Genomic DNA, 19,155 nt, shown 5'->3' with positions numbered 1-19,155 from the left:
TCTTTAACTGAGGCAGACTTGTAGGAGCGGTTAAAAAGGCGTTAACGTAGATCCGAGAGCGATTGTTCCAAGTCTGGGGACAGCCGTTCCGATGATGTATCATGTTCTCGTTAAGCCCGATGAATGGGTTCAGAGTGACGTTATGAAAACGTTGTCTATCGATGTGCGGCGCGCGGAGCCGCAGGATGCGCGTGCTGTGTCCGAGACCCACCGGTTGTCGTGGAACCAGGCCTATGCCGGGCTCATCCCGCACAAGCCGCTGACGCATATGATCGAACGCCGCGGGGAAGCCTGGTGGCGCAAGGCGAGCCGTGGCCCCGCAACCCTTCTGGTGCTCGATGTCGCGGGCACCATTGCGGGCTATGCGACGATCGGGCTCAACCGAGCCAAGGCATTGCCCTATGACGGCGAGATCTACGAGATCTATCTGCGCCCCGAATTCCAGGGAATTGGCCTCGGCCGTCGCCTGTTCGGAGAGAGCCGGCGTCTGTTGAAGTCGCTGGGCTGCCAAGGGCTGGTCGTCTGGTGCCTCGAAGACAGCGAGCACGCATCCCGCTTCTTCCGTCGACATGGTGGCCTCGACATGGTCGAGGGCGTCGAAGATTTCGGCGGAACCCCGCTGCGCAAGATCGGCTTCGTCTGGCCGCGCCTGGCGTAAGCATCAGCTTGTCTGCATGTTCTGCGTCTTCGGCGACGAAAGGCGTGTTGCCTCGCAGCATTTTTCCCAGTATCGAAACCCATCCTCAAACCTCACCCCGGGAACCAGAATGCGTATCGATGCGATCTCCATAGGGAAGAACCCACCTGAAGACATCAATGTGATCGTCGAGGTCGCCGTTGGTGGCCACCCGATCAAGTATGAGATGGACAAGGAGGCCGGCGCGCTGGTCGTCGACCGTTTCCTGTACACGCCGATGACCTATCCCGGGAACTACGGCTTCGTCCCGCACACGCTGTCGGAAGACGGCGATCCGATCGACGTGCTGATCTGCAATACACGCCCGCTGGTGCCTGGCTGCGTCATCAACGTCCGCCCGATCGGCGTGATGGTGATGGAAGACGACGGCGGCAAGGACGAGAAGATCCTGGCCGTGCCGGTTCCGAAACTGACCCAGCGCTACGACAAGATCAAGAACTACACCGACATGCCCGAGATCACGCTGAAGCAGATCGAGCACTTCTTCGAGCACTACAAGGATCTGGAGCCCGGCAAATGGGTGAAGATCGGCGGCTGGCAGGACGTCGACGTCGCCAAGACGCTGATCGTCGAAGCCATCGAGCGCTACAAGGCCAGCAAGTAATCAGCCGGCGCCAAGCGCCAGAAGTCTTGCACTGACATCCTCCGGGTCGCCCTCGATCCGGAGGATTTTTTTGCGTGCCGTTTCGCCGCTGATGATGGTGATCGCGCTCTTCGGGTGACGCAGGGATTTCGCGAGGAGCGCCATCAAGGCCTGGTTGGCCTTGCCCGCTTCGGCGATAGCGGTGACGCGCGCCTTCAGGACGCATTCGCCATCGGCCAGCGTCGCGAAGCCCTCTATTCCATCCCGTGACGCACCCGGCGTCAGCCGGACGGTCAGGCGGACATGATCCGAATGGCAGCTATAGGGGACTTCACGCAAAGAGCGGGTAGATGCTGTTCCAGAGAAGCGACCGCAGGAAGAAGATGAGCAGCAACACGATGATCGGCGAGATGTCGATGCCGCCGAGGTTCGGCATGATGCGTCGGATCGGCCGGAGCACAGGCTCGGTGACGTTGTAGAGAAAGCTGCCAATCGCGCCGACGAACTGATTGCTCGAATTGATAACGTTGAAGGCATAGAGCCAGGAGAAAATGGCGCTGGCGATCAGCACCCAAGTGTAAAGGTTCAGGGCCATGTCAATCGTCTGGAACAGCGCGAGCATTCAGGTCTCCATTTGTTGTTGACAGACATGTAGACATTGGGGAACTAACGAGCAAGTGCCGTGCCGGTGCGCGATCCGAATCATGTTGAACGTGGGTCGCGGTTGTGTCCGGCGTGTTGAAAGTCCCCCGCTGATGTCCATCCTTCCTGCCGATGATCGGTTTGCGGCTTTCCGGCACGCATCCTACGCCCGCTTCTTCACCTCGCGCTTTCTCGCCGCCTTCGCCATCCAGATCATCAGCGTCTCCGTCGGCTGGCAGATGTATGACGAGACGGGCAGCGCGCTCTATCTCGGGCTGATCGGCCTCTTCCAGTTCCTGCCCTCGCTGCTGCTCATCCTCGTGACCGGTTCCGTCGCCGACCGTTACAATCGCCGCGTGATCGTGGCGATCTGCCTTGGAGTCGGTGCCGTCTGCGCAGCCGCCCTGCTGATGCTGACGATCGCTGACCTGTTCATGCCGTGGCTGGTGTTTGCCATCCTGACGGTGTTCGGCATCGAGCGTGCCTTCATGGGGCCTGCCGTCCAGTCGCTCGCTCCGAACCTTGTTCCAGAGCGCGATCTTGCCAATGCGATCGCCTGGAACTCCTCCTCGTGGCAGACCGCCTCGATCGTCGGGCCGGTCTTCGGCGGCTTGCTCTACGGCCTTAGTGCCGTGGCCGCCTATTCGGTGGCACTGACCTTTCTGGGTCTCGCCGGCGTGCTCATCCTGATGATCCCCAAGCCGGCGCAGCACACCGGCACGCGAACGGTGAGCTGGAGCGAGATCCTGGCGGGCTTCCGCTTCATCGGCCAGGAGAAGGTGGTGCTCGGCGCGATCTCGCTGGATCTCTTCGCCGTCCTGCTCGGCGGCGCCGTGGCGCTGATGCCGATCTTTGCACGCGACATCCTGGTGTTGGGTCCCTGGGGGCTCGGTCTTCTGCGCGCGGCGCCCGGGATCGGAGCGGTGACGGTTGCGCTCTGCCTGGCCTTCTACCCGATCCGGCACCACGCCGGTGCGTTCATGTTCGTCGGGGTGGCCCTGTTCGGGGCCGGCACCATCGTCTTCGGTCTTTCGGAAACCGTATGGCTGTCGGTCGTCGCGTTGATGCTGATGGGCGCATCGGACATGATCTCGGTGTTCGTGCGAGAGACGCTGATCGCGCTCTGGACGCCGGACGAGGTGCGAGGCCGCGTCAACGCCGTCAACATGGTGTTCGTGGGTGCCTCCAACGAACTCGGCGAATTTCGTGCCGGCACGATGGCCTCGGTCTTCGGGGCGGTGCCCGCGGTCGTGATCGGCGGAGCGGGAACGCTGGCTGTTGCCGCGCTGTGGGCGATGCGTTTCCCGCAGCTGCGCAAGATCGACAGCCTGGACGCGCCCGATCGGTAACGCGATCAGGCGCTTTTGCGCCGGCTCATGTCCGCTGCGGCACGCTGGGTTTCATCCTCGCGTTCGAAGACGAGCGACAGGAAGCTCGAGAGCCAGTGTCGCAGGGGAGCATCGAAGATCATCCTGCCTTCCAGATGCTCGCTGCCCTTCTGCGCATTCGGCATGATGAAACGATGTTCGCCGCGGACCACCCAGCGCTGCATCATCGCCCGCGTCAGCTCGGCGTGGAACTGCACGCCCCAGGCGTTGTCTCCGTAACGGATGGCCTGGTTCGGGTAGATGTCGCCCTCGGCAAGGCGCTGCGCACCGTGGGGCAGGCTGAAGCCCTCGCGGTGGAAGTGATAGACCATCTTCGGCCAATGCGGCATCAGCAGTCGGCCGTGTTCGGTAGGGCGGAGCGGATACCAGCCGATCTCCGTAAGTTCATCCTTCGCAGGCCCGACGGTGCCGCCAAGGTGACGCACCATCATCTGGGCACCGAGGCAGATGCCCAGGAAGGGCTTGTTCTCCTTCAACGGAATGGCGATCCAATCCGTCTCAGCCTTGACGAAAGGATCGGGATCATTGGCACTCATCGGCCCGCCGAAGATCACGACGCCGGAATGATGAGCCAGGGTCACGGGAAGCGAATCACCCAGAACAGGCCGGCGGATGTCGAGCGGATAGCCCATCTCCACCAGCATCTGCCCGACGCGGCCGGGAGAGGAGGTTTCCTGATGGAGCACGATCAGAACCGGGAGTTTGTTCGCGCCCTGGGACGGTGTCATTTGCATCCTTTGCCTTTCTACTCGCCTTCCACGTCTCCTCCCGGTTGACGTGCGGCTGCCTGCTGACGCTGAAGAACCCGGTCGCGCGCGGAAACGCCGAGAAGATCGGCGATCCGCCAGATCACGTGATCCTCCATCTCGCTGCGCTCGCCGTCGGCATGCACGAGATCCCACAGGATCCCCAGCAGTTCGACGCGTTCTTCCTCGTCGAGATGGCGCTTAAGATCCGAGGTGAATCGATAATAGTCAACTGCCTCGTGTCCGGCCTCGCGTCCGGCCTCGATGAGCGCGGCAAGTTGCTCGCCATCCAGCTGATAGCGTTCCCGCAGCAGCGCGCGGAGCATGTCTTGCTCGTCCGCCGAGACATTGCCGTCCGCCTCCATCACCTGGAAGCAGAGAGCGGCGAAGGCAACCCGCGGGTCGCCGGGTGCATACCCGTCCTCCGGCTGACGGGATGCGAGGTTCTGGATGAAGGTCTGAACCCGTTCAAACAACATGCGTGTGGTCCTGTCAGAAGAGGCGAAGGCGATTGGGAAGTTCTTGCGACGCGCTCGGATCCTTCACCCCTGGATCGTCCGGAGGGCGGTGGAAGAACGGCTCGTCATCGCTCTCGTCCACGCCCTTTGCGGCCTCTGCCGGCGCAGGTTTAGGCTTTTCTGGAGAGCTGTCTGCTGCGATCACCATTGGCGGCTTGGCCTGCTGAGGGCGATCCTTGGACGCCTCCGGCTTCTCCGGTTCCTTGTTGTCCAGCGTGCCGACATCCTTTGTCCCGGCTTCCGATGTCTTGACGTCCGATGGGCCGGCAGGCGCGTCGATCGTGTCCACTGCGGTCTGGTCGCGCTCCTGCATCGTCTCGGGGGAGATGACGGGTGCGGGTGACGGGCTCACGGGCGGTAGCTCGGCGATGGCCTTCGCGCCCAGGCTGCCGTCTTCGATCGGTCCCTCAAGCTGTCCGAAGGGCACCTTCCACTCGAAGGCATCGATACGGCCAGTGACCGGGGAGATGGCGATCCAGTGATCGGAGACGATGCCGTCGGCAACCCAGGCAGGGTCCCGCGGCGCACGCAGCGCCTGTGCCATCCAGTGGCGGATGCGGCCCTGGTCGTTGGTGTCGGCTTCCTCGATGTCGGCCAGCAGCAGGTAAACGCTTTCGCGCGGTTCCATGCGGGCGGCGGCCTCGGCCTTGGCGCGCGCCTTCTCGAGTTCCCGCGCATCCAGGGCGGCTTCCGCAACGGCGATCAGCGACTCGACATTGTTGGGGCGCAGCGCCTCCAGCTTCTCGGCGCGCTTCAGGCGGTCGACCGCGCTATCGCCGCTGCGGGCGCGCACGTAGGCCCGGGCGATGTCCGGATGCGGCGACAGCTTCCAGACGCTGTCGAGAACGGATGCGGCGCGGCGGCTGTTGTCCTCGCGGAGATAGGCCTTGGCGGCGATCACCGCGGCGGGGACGAGATCCTTGGAAAGCTTCAGGGCGGCGAGCGCATCGTCGCGCGCGCCCTTCGGATCGCCCTCCAGCCGTTCGCCGGCCTTGGCCGTCAGCAGAACCGCCTTCCAGCGCTCGGCCTGCTTCTTCTCGATGACGTTGGCGATCTTCTGCTGGTCCAGGAGGCGGATGGCGTCGTCCCAGCGGCCGGCGCGGCAGCGATATTCCAGCGTCGCCTGTGCGGCCCAGGGCAGATAGGGCGCATGTTCAGCGGCGCGTTCGGCGTATTGACGGGCTGCCTCATCGGCGCCGAGCCGGCGCGCTTCCACGTAGAGGCCGCGCAGTCCGAGCTCGCGGGTTTCCGGATCCTCGGCCATGCGTTCGAACTTCAGGCGCGCATCGTCGTGTCGGCCCTCGATCAGGGCGGCCTGGGCTTCGAGGAGGTGCAGCAGCGGTTCCTGGTCGGCGCGCAGCAGTGACTGGGCCCGAAGGCTCATCTTGCGCGCCAGAAGCGCATTGCCGGCTCCTGCCGCAATCAGGCCCGTCGAAAGAGCCTGGTAGCCACGATCCCGCTTGCGGGCCCGAAAGTGCCTGCGGATGAAATGCGGCGAGGTCCAGATCACCTGGAACAGCCACCACAGCACCATGATCGCAATGATCACGGCCGCGACGGCTGTCGCGGCCACCATGAGGCTCGTCTCGATCAGGTAATCCTGCCAGGCGATGGTGATCAAGCCCGGACGGTCGGCGAGCCAGGCAAAGCTCCATCCGAGAGCAAGGACGACGAGGATGAACGCAAACAATCTGATCATTCTACGTCTTTCAGTTGGAGCTTCTGGTTTCACTGACGGCACGCGTGAGCGTGTCACCAAGCAAGGAGTCGATGGCAATCCGGGCATCAAGCGCCTGCTTGAAATCCTGCGATACCGCCTTCGCCTCCTGGGGCAGATTTTCCCACTCGGAGGCTGCGGCCTGAAGGTTTTCGTTCTGCAGCGCATTTTCCATTCGGGACACGATGGCTTCCGCAGTTTCACCCTCGGCGTCGCCCGTCCGACGGACCTTGACCACCGACATGGCGCTCGACATCAGCCGGCCTGCAATGCCCTGATCCTCGTCCGGCTGCTGGGCGGCCTCGAGAATGTCGTCAGACAGGGCCGAAAACTGCTCGACGAGCTGCGAACGCGTGGGCACACCCTGTTCGCTGAACGATTCCAGCTGGGCCACCGCCGGATCCTCCGGCGCGACGCTGGCAAATGTCTGCAGCTCGCTTTCAAAAGAACTTCCCCGGTCCACGGCGGCCTTCAAAGCGGCGGCAGCGATCGCCCGGGCGGCGGCCTCCTCGGCTCCCGGCTCGTTCAGCTCCGTCTCGGCGGCCTCCAGCCGCTGTTGCAGCTGGTCGAGGCGGCCCGAGGTTTCGCTCGATGCGCCTTCCGCGGATGTCCGCAGCGCTGCGAGCTCCTGCTCCAGGGTGGAAAGGCGTGCGGTCAGCTCTTCGTCGGGGCCATCGGACGCGGCTGCAATCGCTGACTCGACGGCCTGAAGCCTCGTGTCGATCTCGGGATTGGCTGCGGGTGCCTGCCTCAGCGTCTCGACCTGCTGGCGAAGCGATGCAATCTCGTTCGTGACGTCGCCATCCGGCGATGCAGCAGGAAGGTAGCCGGCGTACTGCATGCTCCCCGCCAGCGCGAGGGCGACGATGCCGCCGAAGATGCCGGCGGCGACCAGGGTGGAGGTCGCGGTCCCCTTGCCTGCAGGTTGTGTCCGCGAGGATGGCGGCACGGCAGATGCGGTCGTCTCGGCGCTCCGGTATGAGGGGGCCGCCTTCGGATAAGCTTCGTCCGATCCGGATGATCTTTCAGGACGCGCCGGATTGCTGCCTGTCGTTTCCGGGCCCGGCTCGGGCGTCTTTTCGTTCTTCGGGCCGTTCTTCGGGGCGGCGTCCTGCTTGGGGGGTGTCGCCAACACCGATCCCGCCGTTTGATCCGTGTCGCTGCTGTGAACGGGTGCGGCGACCGTTTGCGGCTTCGCTTCGGTCGCTGCGGTCGTCCCCGGGTCCGATCCGGTCGTCGTGTCGCCTACCGGGAGGGATGTGGAGGTAACGCCCTGTTCGGCAGGCTTATCCGTCGAGGACGCCGTGTCGTCGGAATCATTGCTGCGAACGGGCTCGGCGACCACATCCGGCTTGGAGGCCGTGCCATCGATCGTCACGGGCTCTTTGTTGGACTTCGTGCGGCGGGGCGGTTTATCCGTGACCATCGAGACCTCGTTCCTGCATCATTACAGGGGGAAGTTAGGGGGCAAGGCCAAGTATGGGAAGAGGTGACTGAAATTTGAGGTCCGGAAACGACTAAAGAAGGGCCAGCAGGCTGTCTTCGTCCGGCTTGTCTGCGATCGCGAGATTGCCCTTCAGAGCATTCGGCACGGCTTGCGCGACGTTGTCGCTCAGGCAGAGAATGCGGCTTCTGGACAGGACGACCAAGCTGCCCTCGGACAGCGGCAGTTGGAAGAACCGCTGCGCCGTTGCCCTCGAGTAGAGCAGGACGACATCCACGGGCGGTTGTTCGAGTGCCGAGGATAGCGCGGATTGCGGGATGGGAACCGGTCTCATCGTGTAGCTGACAACCGTGGCGACCGGAATGCTTGCCGCCTCCAAGTCTTCTTCGAATACAGGCGAGCGGGGTTGGCCTGCGAGGTAGAGGAGCGGGTGCCGAGATGTCAGCTGGCGAAGCTGCGGCTGGAAGCATTCGACCATGCTGGCGCCGGTTCCCTCCGCCGCCTGAACGGATGCGAAGCCGATGGCGCGGAGGGCATCGGCCGTCGCGTGTCCTACGGCGAGGACGGTGTCCTGAAGGTAAGGGTGAAGGTCATCGCCGAGGGTCTGCAGAACTCTTGCCGTCTCCGCACTGGTGACGGCAACGGCCGCATGGGGCTGACGGAGGGCATCCAGAGCCGCGTCCGGATGATGTTCCGCCGCCATCAGCGGCAGGAGCACGGCTTGATGGCCAAGCGCTGCAATCTTCGCTGCCGTTCGCCGCGAGGCCTCCTCGGGTCGCGTGACGAGGACGCGCACCGGCTTCAGTTCCAGGTTTCGAAGAAGCCGGGACCTGCGGCCGTGCGGACCGTTTCTCCCGCCTGTCTGCCGAGACTTTCGGCCTCGGAGCGATGCCCCTCCAGCTCCACCGCATATTCCTGACGACCGTCCGGTGTCAGGATGAGGCCCGAGAATCGCAGGTGGTCGCCGTCGCAGAGCGCATAGCCTGCAATCGGCGTGCGGCAGGAACCGTCCAGCGCCGCGAGAAAAGCGCGCTCGCAGCTGACGGCATCATAGGTCGGACGGTCGTTGATGGCCTCAAGGAAATCGGCCACCCGGCTGTCGCCGGTCCGGCTCTCGATGCAGATCGCACCCTGGGCGGGCGCCGGCGGAAACTCGGTGGGATCGAGAAGTTCGGTGACCACCTCTTCTCTCGCCAGACGCTTCAGGCCGGCGAAGGCCAGAAGCGTGGCATCGACATGGCCCTCGTTCAGCTTGCGCAGGCGGGTGCCGACGGAACCGCGGAAAATCGTCACCTGGATGTCGGGACGAATACGACGGACCAGGGCCTGCCGGCGCAGCGAGGCCGTGCCGACGGTGGCGCCATCGGGCAGAGCTGTCAGGCTTGCGGCCGTCCGGCCGATCAGCGCATCGCGGATGTCTTCGCGCGGAAGATAGGCGGACAGGCACAAACCGTCCGGCAGCGCGGTCGGCATGTCCTTGGAGGAGTGCACGGCGAAATCAAGCTCGCCGGACATCAGTTGCTCCTCCAGCTCCAGCGTGAACAGGCCCTTGCCGCCGATCTCGCTCAGCGGACGGTCCACGATCCGGTCGCCGGTGGTCGACAGGATGACGATCTCGAACATCTCCTCGGGAAGATCATGCGCTGCCATCAACCGGGCGCGTGTTTCTGCGGCCTGCGCCAGGGCCAGGGGGCTGCCGCGCGTGCCGATCCGGAAAGGTTTCGTTTGCATCCGTATTCGTCCGTTGTTAACCGGAAGCCTTGGTAACCGGCTTTATTCAGCCCCGCAATCAACGATCGGCCCATGGCGACCTTTCTTCGCATCCTCGGTATCGAAACAAGCTGCGACGAAACGGCGGCGTCCGTCGTCGTGCGGCATGCGGACGGTCGTGGCGAAATTCTTTCGGACGTGGTGCTGTCGCAACTGGAGGAACACAGTGCCTTCGGTGGCGTGGTGCCTGAGATTGCGGCGCGGGCCCACGTGGAGGCGCTCGACGGACTGATCGAAGAGGCGCTCGAGCGGGCCGACGTCTCGCTCGCCGAGATCGATGCTGTCGCCGCCACCTCCGGACCGGGGCTGATCGGCGGACTGCTCGTCGGGCTGATGACGGGAAAGGCCATCGCACGTGCGGCGGGCAAGCCGCTCTATGCCGTAAACCATCTCGAAGGCCATGCGCTGACGGCGCGGCTGACGGACGGGTTGCCGTTCCCCTATCTGATGCTCCTCGTTTCCGGCGGGCATACGCAGCTGGTGCTGGTGAATGGCGTGGGCGAATACGAGCGCTGGGGGACGACGATCGACGACGCGCTCGGCGAAGCCTTCGACAAGACCGCAAAGCTGCTCGGGCTCCCCTATCCGGGCGGGCCGGCGGTCGAGAGGGCGGCGCTCAATGGCGATGCGGATCGCTTCAAGCTGCCGCGGCCGCTGGTCGGCGAGGCAAGGCTGGATTTCTCCTTTTCCGGCCTGAAGACGGCCGTGCGGCAGGCGGCGACGGACATCGCGCCGCTCAACGACCAGGACGTGGCCGACATCTGCGCCTCCTTCCAGAAGGCCATTTCCGGCACGCTGAAGGATCGGATCGGCCGGGGCCTTGCGCGGTTTCGCGAGCAGTTTTCAGGATTGGACACGGAAGCCGCCCTGGTCGTGGCCGGAGGTGTTGCCGCCAATCAGGAGATCCGCCGCACCCTGCAGGCGCTTTGCCTGGAATATGGATTTCGGTTTGTGGCGCCGCCCATGCGCCTGTGCACCGACAATGCGGCGATGATCGCCTGGGCCGGGCTGGAGCGGATGGCAGCAGAGCTTCCTGCGGACGCGCTCGACGTCCAGCCGCGCTCCCGCTGGCCCCTCGACAGCAATGCCCAAACCTTGCTTGGATCAGGCAAGCGCGGAGCCAAGGCATGAGTGCGACAGCAACCATCGTCGTCATCGGGGCCGGGGCCTTCGGCACGGCCTTGGCCACGATAATGGCGCGTGAGAGCAGATCGACCGTGACCCTGATCGGTCGCAACACGGGATTGATGAGCGACCTGCGCGACCTGCGCACGCATGATGCGGCGCTTCCGGGCGTGCCGCTCGCGGATGCGCTGCAGTTTTCCGCCGAACCGGATGCAATCTCCGAGGCCGCGATCGTGCTGTTCGCGATGCCGTCGCAATCGCATGCGGATGCCGCAAGATATTACGGTGCCTATCTGACCGAGGATGCGACGGTGGTGACCTGCGCCAAGGGTCTCGATCGGACGTCCGGTGCGGTTCTCACAGAGGTTCTGGAGCGGGAGCTGCGCGGTAGACCGGCGGCGGCCCTTAGTGGACCCGGCTTTGCCGCAGACATCGCGCGCGGCCTGCCGACGGCAATGACGATTGCAGCGAGCGAGGGCGCCTTGGCGGAACGGCTGGCGCATACCCTCTCGACGCCGACGTTCCGGCTCTACCCATCGACCGATCGTGTCGGAGTGCAACTGGGTGGGGCCCTGAAAAATGTCCTGGCGATCGCCTGCGGCATCGTTGATGGCGCGGGACTGGGAGAATCGGCGAGAGCTGCGCTGATCTCGCGCGGACTTGCGGAAATGTCACGGCTCGCAGAGCGCATGGGCGGCCGTCCGGAGACCGTGCGGGGGCTCTCCGGTCTCGGCGACCTGGTGCTGACCGGAACCAGCCACCAGTCGCGCAACCTGCGCTATGGCATCGCGCTCGGCAAACAGGTGCCGGAAGGCGCCGGCAGCGAGCTTGTGGAAGGCGCCTTCGCCGCCTCGACCGCCGCCGGGCTTGGCCGCACGCATGGGATAGACCTGCCGATCACCAATGCCGTCGCCGACATCATTGCGGGTATGCTCGACGTTTCCGCAGCTGTGGAACGGCTGATGACCCGCCCGATCACCACCGAATAAGACAGACCACGGAGAAATCTCGATGCTTTTTGCCTTCCTGTGCACCGACAAGCCCGGCCACCTCAACGTCCGGATGGACACGAGGCCCGCTCATCTCGAGCACCTCAACAAGCTCAATACGGACGGTACGCTGAAGATGGCTGGTCCATTCCTCGACGACGAGGGCAAGCCGAACGGCAGCCTGGTAATTGTGGAAGCCGAGGACATGGCCGCTGCACGCGCTCTGGCGGAGGCCGATCCCTACTATCAGGCGGGTCTCTTCGAGACGGTCGAGGTGAAGCCCTACAACTGGGTCTTCAACAAGCCGGAGGCTTGAGCGGCGATGGCATACTGGCTGTTCAAGTCCGAGCCCTTCAAGTGGTCCTGGGAGATGCAGAAGGCCAAGGGCGATGCCGGCGAGGAGTGGTCGGGCGTCCGCAACTACCAGGCCCGCAACCACATGCGGGCGATGAAGATCGGCGACAAGGGTTTCTTCTATCACTCCAACGAAGGGCTGGAGATCGTCGGGATCGTAGAGGTCTGTGCGCTCAGCCATCCGGATTCGACGGCGGATGGCGATGCGCGATGGGATTGCGTGGATATCCGTGCCGTCTGCGACCTGCCGAAGCCGATCACGTTGAAGGAGATCAAGGCCAATCCGAAGTTCGAGACGATGTCGCTCGTGACATCGATGCGGCTTTCGGTTCAACCGGTCACGGACGAGGAGTACGTGGAGATCTGCCGCCTCGGCGGGCTGGAAAATCCGCCGCGCTCGCCCGATTGAGGCTGGTGTGAAGACGGATCCCCGCAGCTTCATTCTCGCCAACACCAGCCTTCTTGCGCCGCCGCATGTGCCCGAGGTTCGATTGCATCTCGCCGACGAGGCGCATGATCTGTGGCAGAAGACCGAGGATGAGCTGCAGGAGATCGGCCTCCCGCCGCCGTTCTGGGCCTTCGCCTGGGCCGGAGGACAGGGGCTGGCGCGCTACATCCTCGACCATCCCGAGGTTGTGTCCGGAAGACGGGTGCTCGACTTTGCCACCGGGTCCGGGCTGGTCGCGATTGCGGCGAAATACGCCGGTGCCGCCGACGTGCTGGCGGTGGACGTCGATCCATGGGCTGCCGATGCCGTTGCCCTCAATGCCGCGGCGAACGGTGTGACGGTCGATTTCAGGCGCGTCGACCTGATCGGAACGGCGGTCGATGCCGAGGTGGTGCTTGCCGGCGACGTTTTCTACGACAAGGCCTTCGCACAAGCGCTGCTGCCCTGGTTTCGCCGGCTGGCCGGAGAGGGGCGCCTCGTTCTCGTCGGGGATCCGGGGCGAAGCTATCTGCCGAAGGATTGTCTCGAGCCGCTGGCATCCTATGAAGTGCCGGTGACCCGGGCACTGGAGGACGCCGAGGTCAAGAAGACGACCGTGTGGCGCTTCACCTAATTGGCGGCGCGGATGACGCAGACGCCCGATTCGTAGGAGCAGGGGTCGGAGCGACGGAAGTAGCGGTCATCGACCTTTATGATTGTTGCCTTGGGCGCCGGCTGCAGGCGGTCGGGTTTTCCTTCATTGTGGATGACCCAGACGGAACGGCTGAAGGTGCCGACGCCGCGGACGCGGGTCACCGGTGTGGTATAGCCGATGGACGGGGTGAGTTTGCGGGTATCGGCACGGCCATGCCCGCGGTCCCCGTGCCGGCTCAAGTGATGGCCGCGCAAGTCACGCCCGTGGGAACTGTATCCGCGATAACCATCATGCCAGTCGTTGCCACCGGCTGCCGGTAGCGCCATGGCGGCCAGCAGGGTCGAAGCGAGGGCTCCTGCGAGCACATGTTTCCAGATCATCTTCAGCCTCCGTCGCAAGCGTTAACGCAAGGTTAACACAGTTCGGATACCGAAGTCGCCAAGGCTGTGGGGAAAATCCTGATGGGATCGATCAGCGGGCGCCAACACGGAATCGACGGGTCCGAGCACCAATCGATTAAAATTTAAGATCCGTTTGAAATCGCTTGTCGTAGAGCATATCGGGAACTAAACCACGCTAAATGATGCAATGCACATTTCTTCGGCAAGGTGCATTGGCGGGTGCAATACCCGGAAACGCTTCAACGCCGTGAGGTCCTGATGGCGAACGTGACTAAAAACCGGCCCCTGTCGCCGCATCTGCAGATTTACAAATTCATCCCCACCATGGCCATGTCGATCATGCACCGGATTACCGGTGCAGCGCTCTATTTCGGCACGGTGCTGGTCGCCGCCTGGCTGATCGCAGCCGCTTCCGGCGAAGAGAATTTCAACCAGGCCAACGGGTTGTTCGGGTCGCTGGTCGGCCAGATCATCCTGTTTGCGTACACCTGGGCTCTGCTTCATCATTTGATCGGTGGTATTCGCCACATGATGTGGGACCTCGGCTACGGTTTTGAGAAAGAATTCTCGACCATGCTGGCGAAAGCCAATCTCATTGCTTCGATCGGTCTGACCGTCCTGGTCTGGATTGTTGTGCTATTGGTTCGCTGAGGAGGAACGGCTCATGGATATGCGTACACCCCTTGCGAAAGTCCGCGGCCTTGGCTCTGCAAAAAGCGGAACCGAGCATTTCTGGAAGGTGCGGACCACATCGATCGCGTTGACGCCGCTGCTTCTCTTCTACGTCGGCTTCCTGGTCATGTACGTGGGACGTCCCTATGCCGAAGTGGTGGGCGCGCTCTCCAACCCCTTCATCGCGACGATCAATGCGCTGACGGTGATCGCGAGCGTCATCCACATGCGCCTCGGCATGGAAGAAGTCATCCAGGACTACGTCCACTCGGAGACCATGAAGATGGTCGCCATCATGCTCAACGGCTTCTTCTCAATTCTGATCGGCGGTCTCTGTCTTTTCGCCGTCCTGAAAATCGCATTCGCAGGATAACCCGCCATGGCATCCATCACTCCCATCGCGCAGACCGGCAAGGCCTATACCTTCGTCGACCATTCCTATGACGTGATCGTCGTGGGCGCCGGCGGAGCAGGCCTGCGCGCGACGCTCGGCATGGCCGAGCAAGGCTTCAAGACGGCCTGCATCACCAAGGTCTTCCCGACGCGCTCGCACACCGTTGCGGCCCAGGGCGGTATCGCCGCCTCGCTGCAGAACATGACGCCCGACAGCTGGCAGTGGCATCTCTATGATACGGTCAAGGGCTCCGACTGGCTTGGCGACGTGGATGCCATGCAGTATCTGGCCATGGAAGCGCCCAAGGCGGTCTACGAGCTGGAGCACTACGGCGTGCCGTTCTCGCGCAACGAGGAAGGCAAGATCTACCAGCGTCCGTTCGGCGGCCACATGCAGAACTACGGTGCCGGACCGCCGGTGCAGCGCACCTGCGCTGCCGCAGACCGCACCGGTCATGCCATTCTGCACACGCTGTACGGCCAGTCGCTGAAGCACAATGCGGAATTCTTCATCGAGTATTTCGCCCTCGACCTGATCATGTCGGACGATGGCCAATGCACGGGCGTGGTGGCCTGGAACCTCGACGACGGCACGATCCATCGCTTCACGGCGAAGATGGTGGTACTGGCGACCGGGGGTTACGGCCGCGCCTATTTCTCGGCGACCTCCGCCCATACCTGCACCGGTGACGGCGGCGGCATGATTGCACGCGCTGGCCTGCCGTTGCAGGACATGGAGTTCGTCCAGTTCCACCCGACCGGGATCTACGGCTCCGGCTGCCTGATCACGGAAGGCGCGCGCGGCGAAGGCGGCTATCTCGTCAATTCCGAAGGCGAGCGCTTCATGGAGCGCTACGCACCCTCGGCCAAGGATCTGGCCTCGCGCGACGTGGTCTCCCGTTGCATGACGCTCGAAATCCGCGAAGGCCGTGGCGTCGGCAAGAACAAGGACCACATCTTCCTGCATCTCGACCATCTGGATCCGGCTGTCCTGCACGAGCGGCTTCCGGGGATCTCCGAGAGCGCGAAGATTTTCGCCGGTGTCGACGTGACGCGCGAGCCGATCCCGGTGCTGCCGACCGTTCACTACAACATGGGCGGCATACCGACCAATTTCTGGGGCGAGGTGCTCAACGCCGACAGCGACAATCCGGAACGCATCGCTCCCGGCCTGATGGCCGTCGGCGAAGCGGGCTGCGCATCCGTGCATGGCGCCAACCGTCTCGGCTCCAATTCTCTGATCGACCTTGTCGTCTTCGGCCGTGCCGCGGCCATCCGCGCGGGGCAGGTGATCGACCGGGCGGCGGCGGTGCCGGCGCTCAACACGGCGGCCTGCGACAAGATCATGGAGCGCTTCGACCGCCTGCGGAATGCCAATGGCGGGACGCCGACGGCCGTGCTGCGCGACAAGATGCAGCGCACCATGCAGGAAGACGCTGCCGTCTTCCGCACCCAGGAGTCGCTGGAATCGGGCTGTCGCCGGATGTCGGCCATCTGGGGCGAGCTGAAGGATACGAAGGTCACGGATCGGTCGATGATCTGGAACTCCGATCTTGTCGAGACGCTCGAGCTTGAAAACCTGATGGCGAATGCGATCACCACCGTCTACGGCGCCGAGGCGCGCAAGGAAAGCCGCGGCTCACACGCCCGCGAAGACTATACCGATGGCCCTTTCGGCGGCCGCGACGATGTCAACTGGCGCAAGCACACCCTGGCTTGGCTGAACGACGCCGGCAGCGTGCGCCTGGATTACCGCCCGGTTCACACCGAACTCATCGCCGAAGGCATCGATCCTGCAAAGATCGAGCCCAAGGCGCGCGTGTATTGATCTCGAGAGGATCTGGACATGGTTGAACTCACTCTTCCCAAGAACTCTCAGATGACCGAAGGCAAGGTCTGGCCGAAGCCGGTCGATGCGAAGAACGTTCGAGAATACAGGGTCTATCGCTGGAACCCGGACGACGGCCAGAACCCGCGCATCGACACCTTCTACATCGACATCGACGACTGCGGCCCGATGGTGCTGGACGGTCTCCTGTACATCAAGGACAAGATCGACCCGACGCTGACGCTGCGCCGCTCCTGCCGGGAGGGCATCTGCGGCTCCTGCGCGATGAACATCGACGGCACGAACACGCTGGCCTGCACCAAGGGCATGGAGGACATCGGTGGGACCGTGAAGGTCTATCCGCTGCCGCACATGCCGGTGGTCAAGGATCTCGTGCCGGATCTGACGAACTTCTACGCGCAGCACCGCTCCATCGAGCCCTGGCTGAAGACGGTGTCGCCGCCGCCCGCGAAGGAGTGGAAGCAGAGCCACGAAGACCGCATGAAGCTCGACGGTCTCTATGAGTGCATACTGTGTGCCTGCTGTTCGGCGTCCTGTCCCAGCTACTGGTGGAACGGCGACCGCTATCTCGGTCCGGCCGTCCTGTTGCAGGCCTATCGCTGGCTTATCGACAGCCGCGACGAGGCCAAGGGTGAGCGTCTCGACGATCTGGAAGATCCCTTCCGGCTCTATCGCTGCCACACGATCATGAACTGTGCACAGACCTGCCCGAAGGGCCTGAATCCGGCGAAAGCAATCGCCGAGATCAAGAAGATGATGGTCGAGCGTCGGGTGTAGGCCGGAATTCGGGCGCGACGCCGGTTGATGTTCGCGCCTCCTGTTCCATTTTGCGGGCAAGAGCCTGTGATGCTAAGTCAGGGATGTGCTTGCGGTTGATTCGTTCCCGTCTATGGCGATAATTCTGCCGTGTTTCATCACTAGCACCGGATGCAGCAAAAGATCGGAGTGAAATGATGCAGTTCAGGTATGTCGCCACCGGGTTGATGGTCGCCGTCTCCCTCGCCGGTTGCCAGCGCACCTCCTACAGCCCTTATGACAATCTCCCTTCGCAGCCTGCCCCGCTGCAGGCTCAGCCTGTTCCCCAGGTTCAGTCGAACCAGCTGCCACCGCCGGGTGGCGCAGCGCAGTTTCCGACGGCGCCGATGCAGGAAACGGCATCGCTCGATCCCAATGCCGCGGCTCCGACGACGGCCCTGGATGTGACGAAGGAGCAGATGGTGGGCAACTGGCGCGTTTCGAACGCCGGCAGTTCCTGCGACATGTTCCTGACGTTGACCAACCTCGGAAGCGGTTCGCGCGGCGGCACGCGCGGTTGCGCCGGCGAGTTGACCGCGATGGGGTCCTGGGAAGTGTCCGGCAAGATGGTGCAGTTCAAGGACCGCGCCGGTAACGTCATCGGCCGCGTCTACAAGAGCGCCGACAACCGCTTCGACGGCACCACCAACTCCGGCCAGCCGGTCAGCCTCAGCCGCTAGCGGCCCCAGGGAGCACGTTCCTCCTCGATGGAAGCCATTCCCGACTACACGCACAGCGTCGTAGAAGAGCTGAAGGTCAAGACCGCGGCAGGAAGCCTGACTCCTGACCGCTCCCAGATCGAGGTTGCGGCAAAGCTCGACCGCGTTCTCGGCGACCTTCGAGGAGCGCGTCCGGCCAAGAAGAAAAGCGCACTGGGGTGGCTGTTTTCCAAGGGCAGCGCCCGGCCGAGCAAGGTGCGCGGGCTCTATATCCACGGCAGTGTCGGCCGCGGCAAGACCATGCTCATGGAGATGTTCTTCAAGAAGGCGGCCACCGACAAGAAGCGGCGGGTGCACTTCCACGAGTTCATGGCGGATGTGCATGGCCGGGTGCATGAGCACCGGATGAGGCTGAAGAGCGGCGAGACGAAGCAGGCGGACCCCATTCCGCCCGTGGCCGCCGAGATCTACGCCGAGGCGGAGCTCCTGTGCTTCGACGAATTCTCGGTGACGGACATCACCGACGCCATGATCCTCGCCCGGCTGTTCAACGAACTCTTCTCCCTCGGCTGCGTGCTTGTCGCGACGTCCAACGTCGCGCCGGAGAACCTTTACAAGGATGGACTGAACCGCGGGCTCTTCCTGCCCTTCATCGATCTGCTGCAGCAGTACGTCGAAACGGTATCGCTGGACTCTCCGACCGACTACCGGATGGAGAAGCTCGCAAACCTTCCCGTCTACGTGACGCCTCTCGGTCCTCAGGCCGATGCGGCCATGGAGGCCACCTGGCATCAGGTGACCGATGGCGAACGTGCAATGCCGTCGGAGGTCCCGCGCAAGGGACGCGTGATCAAGGTCCCCAGTGCGGTGGGCCGGGCCGCCCGCTTCCGCTTTGCCGATCTTTGCGAGAGACCACTTGGGGCTGCCGACTACCTGGCGATCGCCGAGCGTTTCGATTCCATCTTCGTCGAGCAGATCCCTCAGCTTGGTCCGGAGAAGCGAAACGAGACCAAACGCTTTATCAATCTTGTCGATACATTGTACGACAACGCCGTGCGGCTTTACGTCTCCGCCGCAACCTCACCGGATGATCTTCTGACTGAGCGGCACGGGACCGAGGGCTTCGAATTCGACCGGACCGTTTCGCGCCTTTTCGAGATGCGCAGTGCTGATTATGCGGCAGTGCACGCGCAACGTCATCCGTGACATGTTGGACAATTCTTACGTTTACGTAAGAATTTCTTTATTTAACCGATTGAAAATACTGGCTTTCAAAGAACCGATTGCTATTTCGAGCCGGTTCGGCTAAGGGCATGTGAACATTGGCGGCC

Annotated in this window: 23 protein-coding genes; 14 read left to right on the top strand and 9 right to left on the bottom strand. The window is 63.4% G+C overall.

Annotated features, from left to right (window positions below; translation table 11 throughout):
• Positions 1–142 precede the first annotated feature (142 nt).
• Both M1E10_RS06895 and ppa read left to right on the top strand, forming a co-directional pair.
• The gene (locus M1E10_RS06895) at positions 143–658 is read left to right on the top strand and encodes a GNAT family N-acetyltransferase (RefSeq protein WP_499175630.1); all 516 of its coding nucleotides are present in this window, start codon (positions 143–145) and stop codon (positions 656–658) included.
• A gap of 109 nt (positions 659–767) precedes the next feature.
• A complete protein-coding gene (gene ppa / locus M1E10_RS06890) occupies positions 768–1,301 on the top strand; it encodes an inorganic diphosphatase (protein WP_037164784.1) in 534 nt (177 codons plus the stop codon).
• On the opposite strand, the gene M1E10_RS06885 is transcribed toward ppa, so the two are convergent.
• Together M1E10_RS06885 and M1E10_RS06880 are read right to left on the bottom strand one after the other, a co-directional pair.
• Entirely contained in the window at positions 1,302–1,619 is a 318-nt protein-coding gene (locus M1E10_RS06885; RefSeq protein WP_499175629.1) for a DUF167 domain-containing protein, read from the bottom strand.
• Positions 1,612–1,902 carry a YggT family protein gene (locus tag M1E10_RS06880; protein ID WP_499175628.1) on the bottom strand — a complete coding sequence of 97 codons (291 nt, stop codon included), beginning with the start codon at positions 1,900–1,902 and terminating at the stop codon, positions 1,612–1,614. The genes M1E10_RS06885 and M1E10_RS06880 overlap by 8 nt, the downstream gene beginning before the upstream one ends.
• Before the next feature lie 133 nt (positions 1,903–2,035).
• Here M1E10_RS06880 and M1E10_RS06875 point away from each other — a divergent pair, with 133 nt between their 5' ends.
• Complete coding sequence (locus M1E10_RS06875; protein WP_499175627.1) at positions 2,036–3,271, top strand: MFS transporter; 1,236 nt, start codon at positions 2,036–2,038, stop codon at positions 3,269–3,271.
• Between the two features lie 5 nt (positions 3,272–3,276).
• Here the strand turns inward: M1E10_RS06875 and M1E10_RS06870 are convergent, their stop codons facing one another.
• The 6 genes from M1E10_RS06870 to hemC all read right to left on the bottom strand — a co-directional run bounded on the left by M1E10_RS06870 (position 3,277) and on the right by hemC (position 9,466).
• Positions 3,277–4,038 (bottom strand): glutamine amidotransferase, encoded by a 762-nt coding sequence (locus M1E10_RS06870; RefSeq protein WP_499175626.1) that lies wholly within the window; start codon positions 4,036–4,038, stop codon positions 3,277–3,279.
• Between the two features lie 17 nt (positions 4,039–4,055).
• On the bottom strand, positions 4,056–4,532 hold the full coding sequence (locus M1E10_RS06865) for a tellurite resistance TerB family protein (RefSeq protein ID WP_499177107.1): 477 nt from the start codon (positions 4,530–4,532) through the stop codon (positions 4,056–4,058).
• A gap of 16 nt (positions 4,533–4,548) precedes the next feature.
• Positions 4,549–6,273, bottom strand: a complete 1,725-nt coding sequence (locus M1E10_RS06860) for a heme biosynthesis protein HemY (protein ID WP_499175625.1) — start codon at positions 6,271–6,273, stop codon at positions 4,549–4,551.
• Between the two features lie 10 nt (positions 6,274–6,283).
• The gene (locus M1E10_RS06855) at positions 6,284–7,717 is read right to left on the bottom strand and encodes a COG4223 family protein (protein ID WP_499175624.1); all 1,434 of its coding nucleotides are present in this window, start codon (positions 7,715–7,717) and stop codon (positions 6,284–6,286) included.
• Positions 7,718–7,808: 91 nt separating this feature from the next.
• Positions 7,809–8,531, bottom strand: a complete 723-nt coding sequence (locus M1E10_RS06850; protein WP_499175623.1) for a uroporphyrinogen-III synthase — start codon at positions 8,529–8,531, stop codon at positions 7,809–7,811.
• Positions 8,532–8,536: 5 nt separating this feature from the next.
• Entirely contained in the window at positions 8,537–9,466 is a 930-nt protein-coding gene (gene hemC, locus M1E10_RS06845; RefSeq protein WP_499175622.1) for a hydroxymethylbilane synthase, read from the bottom strand.
• A gap of 72 nt (positions 9,467–9,538) precedes the next feature.
• Here hemC and tsaD point away from each other — a divergent pair, with 72 nt between their 5' ends.
• The 5 genes from tsaD to M1E10_RS06820 are packed head-to-tail and all read left to right on the top strand — an operon-like array spanning position 9,539 to position 13,034.
• The gene (gene tsaD, locus M1E10_RS06840; RefSeq protein WP_499175621.1) at positions 9,539–10,636 is read left to right on the top strand and encodes a tRNA (adenosine(37)-N6)-threonylcarbamoyltransferase complex transferase subunit TsaD; all 1,098 of its coding nucleotides are present in this window, start codon (positions 9,539–9,541) and stop codon (positions 10,634–10,636) included.
• On the top strand, positions 10,633–11,619 hold the full coding sequence (locus M1E10_RS06835; protein WP_499175620.1) for an NAD(P)H-dependent glycerol-3-phosphate dehydrogenase: 987 nt from the start codon (positions 10,633–10,635) through the stop codon (positions 11,617–11,619). Before tsaD ends, M1E10_RS06835 begins: the two co-directional genes overlap by 4 nt.
• 22 nt (positions 11,620–11,641) lie before the next feature.
• Positions 11,642–11,935: a YciI family protein gene (locus M1E10_RS06830; protein ID WP_499175619.1), complete on the top strand. Its 294-nt coding sequence runs from the start codon at positions 11,642–11,644 to the stop codon at positions 11,933–11,935.
• Positions 11,936–11,941: 6 nt separating this feature from the next.
• Complete coding sequence (locus tag M1E10_RS06825) at positions 11,942–12,382, top strand: EVE domain-containing protein (RefSeq protein ID WP_499175618.1); 441 nt, start codon at positions 11,942–11,944, stop codon at positions 12,380–12,382.
• A gap of 7 nt (positions 12,383–12,389) precedes the next feature.
• A complete protein-coding gene (locus M1E10_RS06820; protein ID WP_499175617.1) occupies positions 12,390–13,034 on the top strand; it encodes a class I SAM-dependent methyltransferase in 645 nt (214 codons plus the stop codon).
• Here the strand turns inward: M1E10_RS06820 and M1E10_RS06815 are convergent.
• Positions 13,031–13,435, bottom strand: coding sequence for a hypothetical protein (locus tag M1E10_RS06815; RefSeq protein ID WP_499175616.1), 405 nt, complete (start codon positions 13,433–13,435; stop codon positions 13,031–13,033). The two genes, M1E10_RS06820 and M1E10_RS06815, sit on opposite strands and share 4 nt — an antisense overlap.
• A gap of 279 nt (positions 13,436–13,714) precedes the next feature.
• On the opposite strand from M1E10_RS06815, the gene sdhC reads away from it, so the two are divergent.
• The 6 genes from sdhC (at position 13,715) to zapE (ending at position 19,030) form a co-directional block, all read left to right on the top strand.
• Positions 13,715–14,107, top strand: coding sequence for a succinate dehydrogenase, cytochrome b556 subunit (sdhC, locus tag M1E10_RS06810; protein WP_499177106.1), 393 nt, complete (start codon positions 13,715–13,717; stop codon positions 14,105–14,107).
• A gap of 13 nt (positions 14,108–14,120) precedes the next feature.
• The gene (gene sdhD, locus M1E10_RS06805) at positions 14,121–14,501 is read left to right on the top strand and encodes a succinate dehydrogenase, hydrophobic membrane anchor protein (protein WP_029617458.1); all 381 of its coding nucleotides are present in this window, start codon (positions 14,121–14,123) and stop codon (positions 14,499–14,501) included.
• 6 nt (positions 14,502–14,507) lie between these two features.
• Positions 14,508–16,349: a succinate dehydrogenase flavoprotein subunit gene (sdhA, locus tag M1E10_RS06800; protein ID WP_499175615.1), complete on the top strand. Its 1,842-nt coding sequence runs from the start codon at positions 14,508–14,510 to the stop codon at positions 16,347–16,349.
• An 18-nt stretch (positions 16,350–16,367) separates the two neighbouring features.
• Positions 16,368–17,147, top strand: a complete 780-nt coding sequence (locus M1E10_RS06795; protein ID WP_499175614.1) for a succinate dehydrogenase iron-sulfur subunit — start codon at positions 16,368–16,370, stop codon at positions 17,145–17,147.
• A 176-nt stretch (positions 17,148–17,323) separates the two neighbouring features.
• Positions 17,324–17,845: a protease inhibitor Inh/omp19 family protein gene (locus tag M1E10_RS06790; RefSeq protein ID WP_499175613.1), complete on the top strand. Its 522-nt coding sequence runs from the start codon at positions 17,324–17,326 to the stop codon at positions 17,843–17,845.
• A gap of 27 nt (positions 17,846–17,872) precedes the next feature.
• Positions 17,873–19,030 (top strand): AFG1/ZapE family ATPase, encoded by a 1,158-nt coding sequence (gene zapE, locus M1E10_RS06785; protein WP_499175612.1) that lies wholly within the window; start codon positions 17,873–17,875, stop codon positions 19,028–19,030.
• Positions 19,031–19,155: the final 125 nt, after the last annotated feature.

The organism is Rhizobium sp. PK7-22 (assembly GCF_056530405.1).
The sequence above is the reverse complement of the archived record's forward strand: the minus strand, read 5'-3'. Positions and strand labels throughout refer to the sequence as shown.

What these genes read in the sequence shown, in the direction of transcription:
- M1E10_RS06895 (WP_499175630.1), top strand. Translation starts at nt 143, where the DNA reads ATGAAAACGTTGTCTATCGATGTGCGGCGCGCGGAGCCGCAGGATGCG.
- ppa (WP_037164784.1), top strand. Translation starts at nt 768, where the DNA reads ATGCGTATCGATGCGATCTCCATAGGGAAGAACCCACCTGAAGACATC.
- M1E10_RS06880 (WP_499175628.1), bottom strand. Translation starts at nt 1,902, where the DNA reads ATGCTCGCGCTGTTCCAGACGATTGACATGGCCCTGAACCTTTACACT.
- M1E10_RS06875 (WP_499175627.1), top strand. Translation starts at nt 2,036, where the DNA reads ATGTCCATCCTTCCTGCCGATGATCGGTTTGCGGCTTTCCGGCACGCA.
- M1E10_RS06870 (WP_499175626.1), bottom strand. Translation starts at nt 4,038, where the DNA reads ATGACACCGTCCCAGGGCGCGAACAAACTCCCGGTTCTGATCGTGCTC.
- M1E10_RS06860 (WP_499175625.1), bottom strand. Translation starts at nt 6,273, where the DNA reads ATGATCAGATTGTTTGCGTTCATCCTCGTCGTCCTTGCTCTCGGATGG.
- M1E10_RS06855 (WP_499175624.1), bottom strand. Translation starts at nt 7,717, where the DNA reads ATGGTCACGGATAAACCGCCCCGCCGCACGAAGTCCAACAAAGAGCCC.
- hemC (WP_499175622.1), bottom strand. Translation starts at nt 9,466, where the DNA reads ATGCAAACGAAACCTTTCCGGATCGGCACGCGCGGCAGCCCCCTGGCC.
- tsaD (WP_499175621.1), top strand. Translation starts at nt 9,539, where the DNA reads ATGGCGACCTTTCTTCGCATCCTCGGTATCGAAACAAGCTGCGACGAA.
- M1E10_RS06835 (WP_499175620.1), top strand. Translation starts at nt 10,633, where the DNA reads ATGAGTGCGACAGCAACCATCGTCGTCATCGGGGCCGGGGCCTTCGGC.
- M1E10_RS06830 (WP_499175619.1), top strand. Translation starts at nt 11,642, where the DNA reads ATGCTTTTTGCCTTCCTGTGCACCGACAAGCCCGGCCACCTCAACGTC.
- M1E10_RS06825 (WP_499175618.1), top strand. Translation starts at nt 11,942, where the DNA reads ATGGCATACTGGCTGTTCAAGTCCGAGCCCTTCAAGTGGTCCTGGGAG.
- M1E10_RS06815 (WP_499175616.1), bottom strand. Translation starts at nt 13,435, where the DNA reads ATGATCTGGAAACATGTGCTCGCAGGAGCCCTCGCTTCGACCCTGCTG.
- sdhC (WP_499177106.1), top strand. Translation starts at nt 13,715, where the DNA reads ATGGCGAACGTGACTAAAAACCGGCCCCTGTCGCCGCATCTGCAGATT.
- sdhD (WP_029617458.1), top strand. Translation starts at nt 14,121, where the DNA reads ATGGATATGCGTACACCCCTTGCGAAAGTCCGCGGCCTTGGCTCTGCA.
- sdhA (WP_499175615.1), top strand. Translation starts at nt 14,508, where the DNA reads ATGGCATCCATCACTCCCATCGCGCAGACCGGCAAGGCCTATACCTTC.
- M1E10_RS06795 (WP_499175614.1), top strand. Translation starts at nt 16,368, where the DNA reads ATGGTTGAACTCACTCTTCCCAAGAACTCTCAGATGACCGAAGGCAAG.
- M1E10_RS06790 (WP_499175613.1), top strand. Translation starts at nt 17,324, where the DNA reads ATGCAGTTCAGGTATGTCGCCACCGGGTTGATGGTCGCCGTCTCCCTC.
- zapE (WP_499175612.1), top strand. Translation starts at nt 17,873, where the DNA reads ATGGAAGCCATTCCCGACTACACGCACAGCGTCGTAGAAGAGCTGAAG.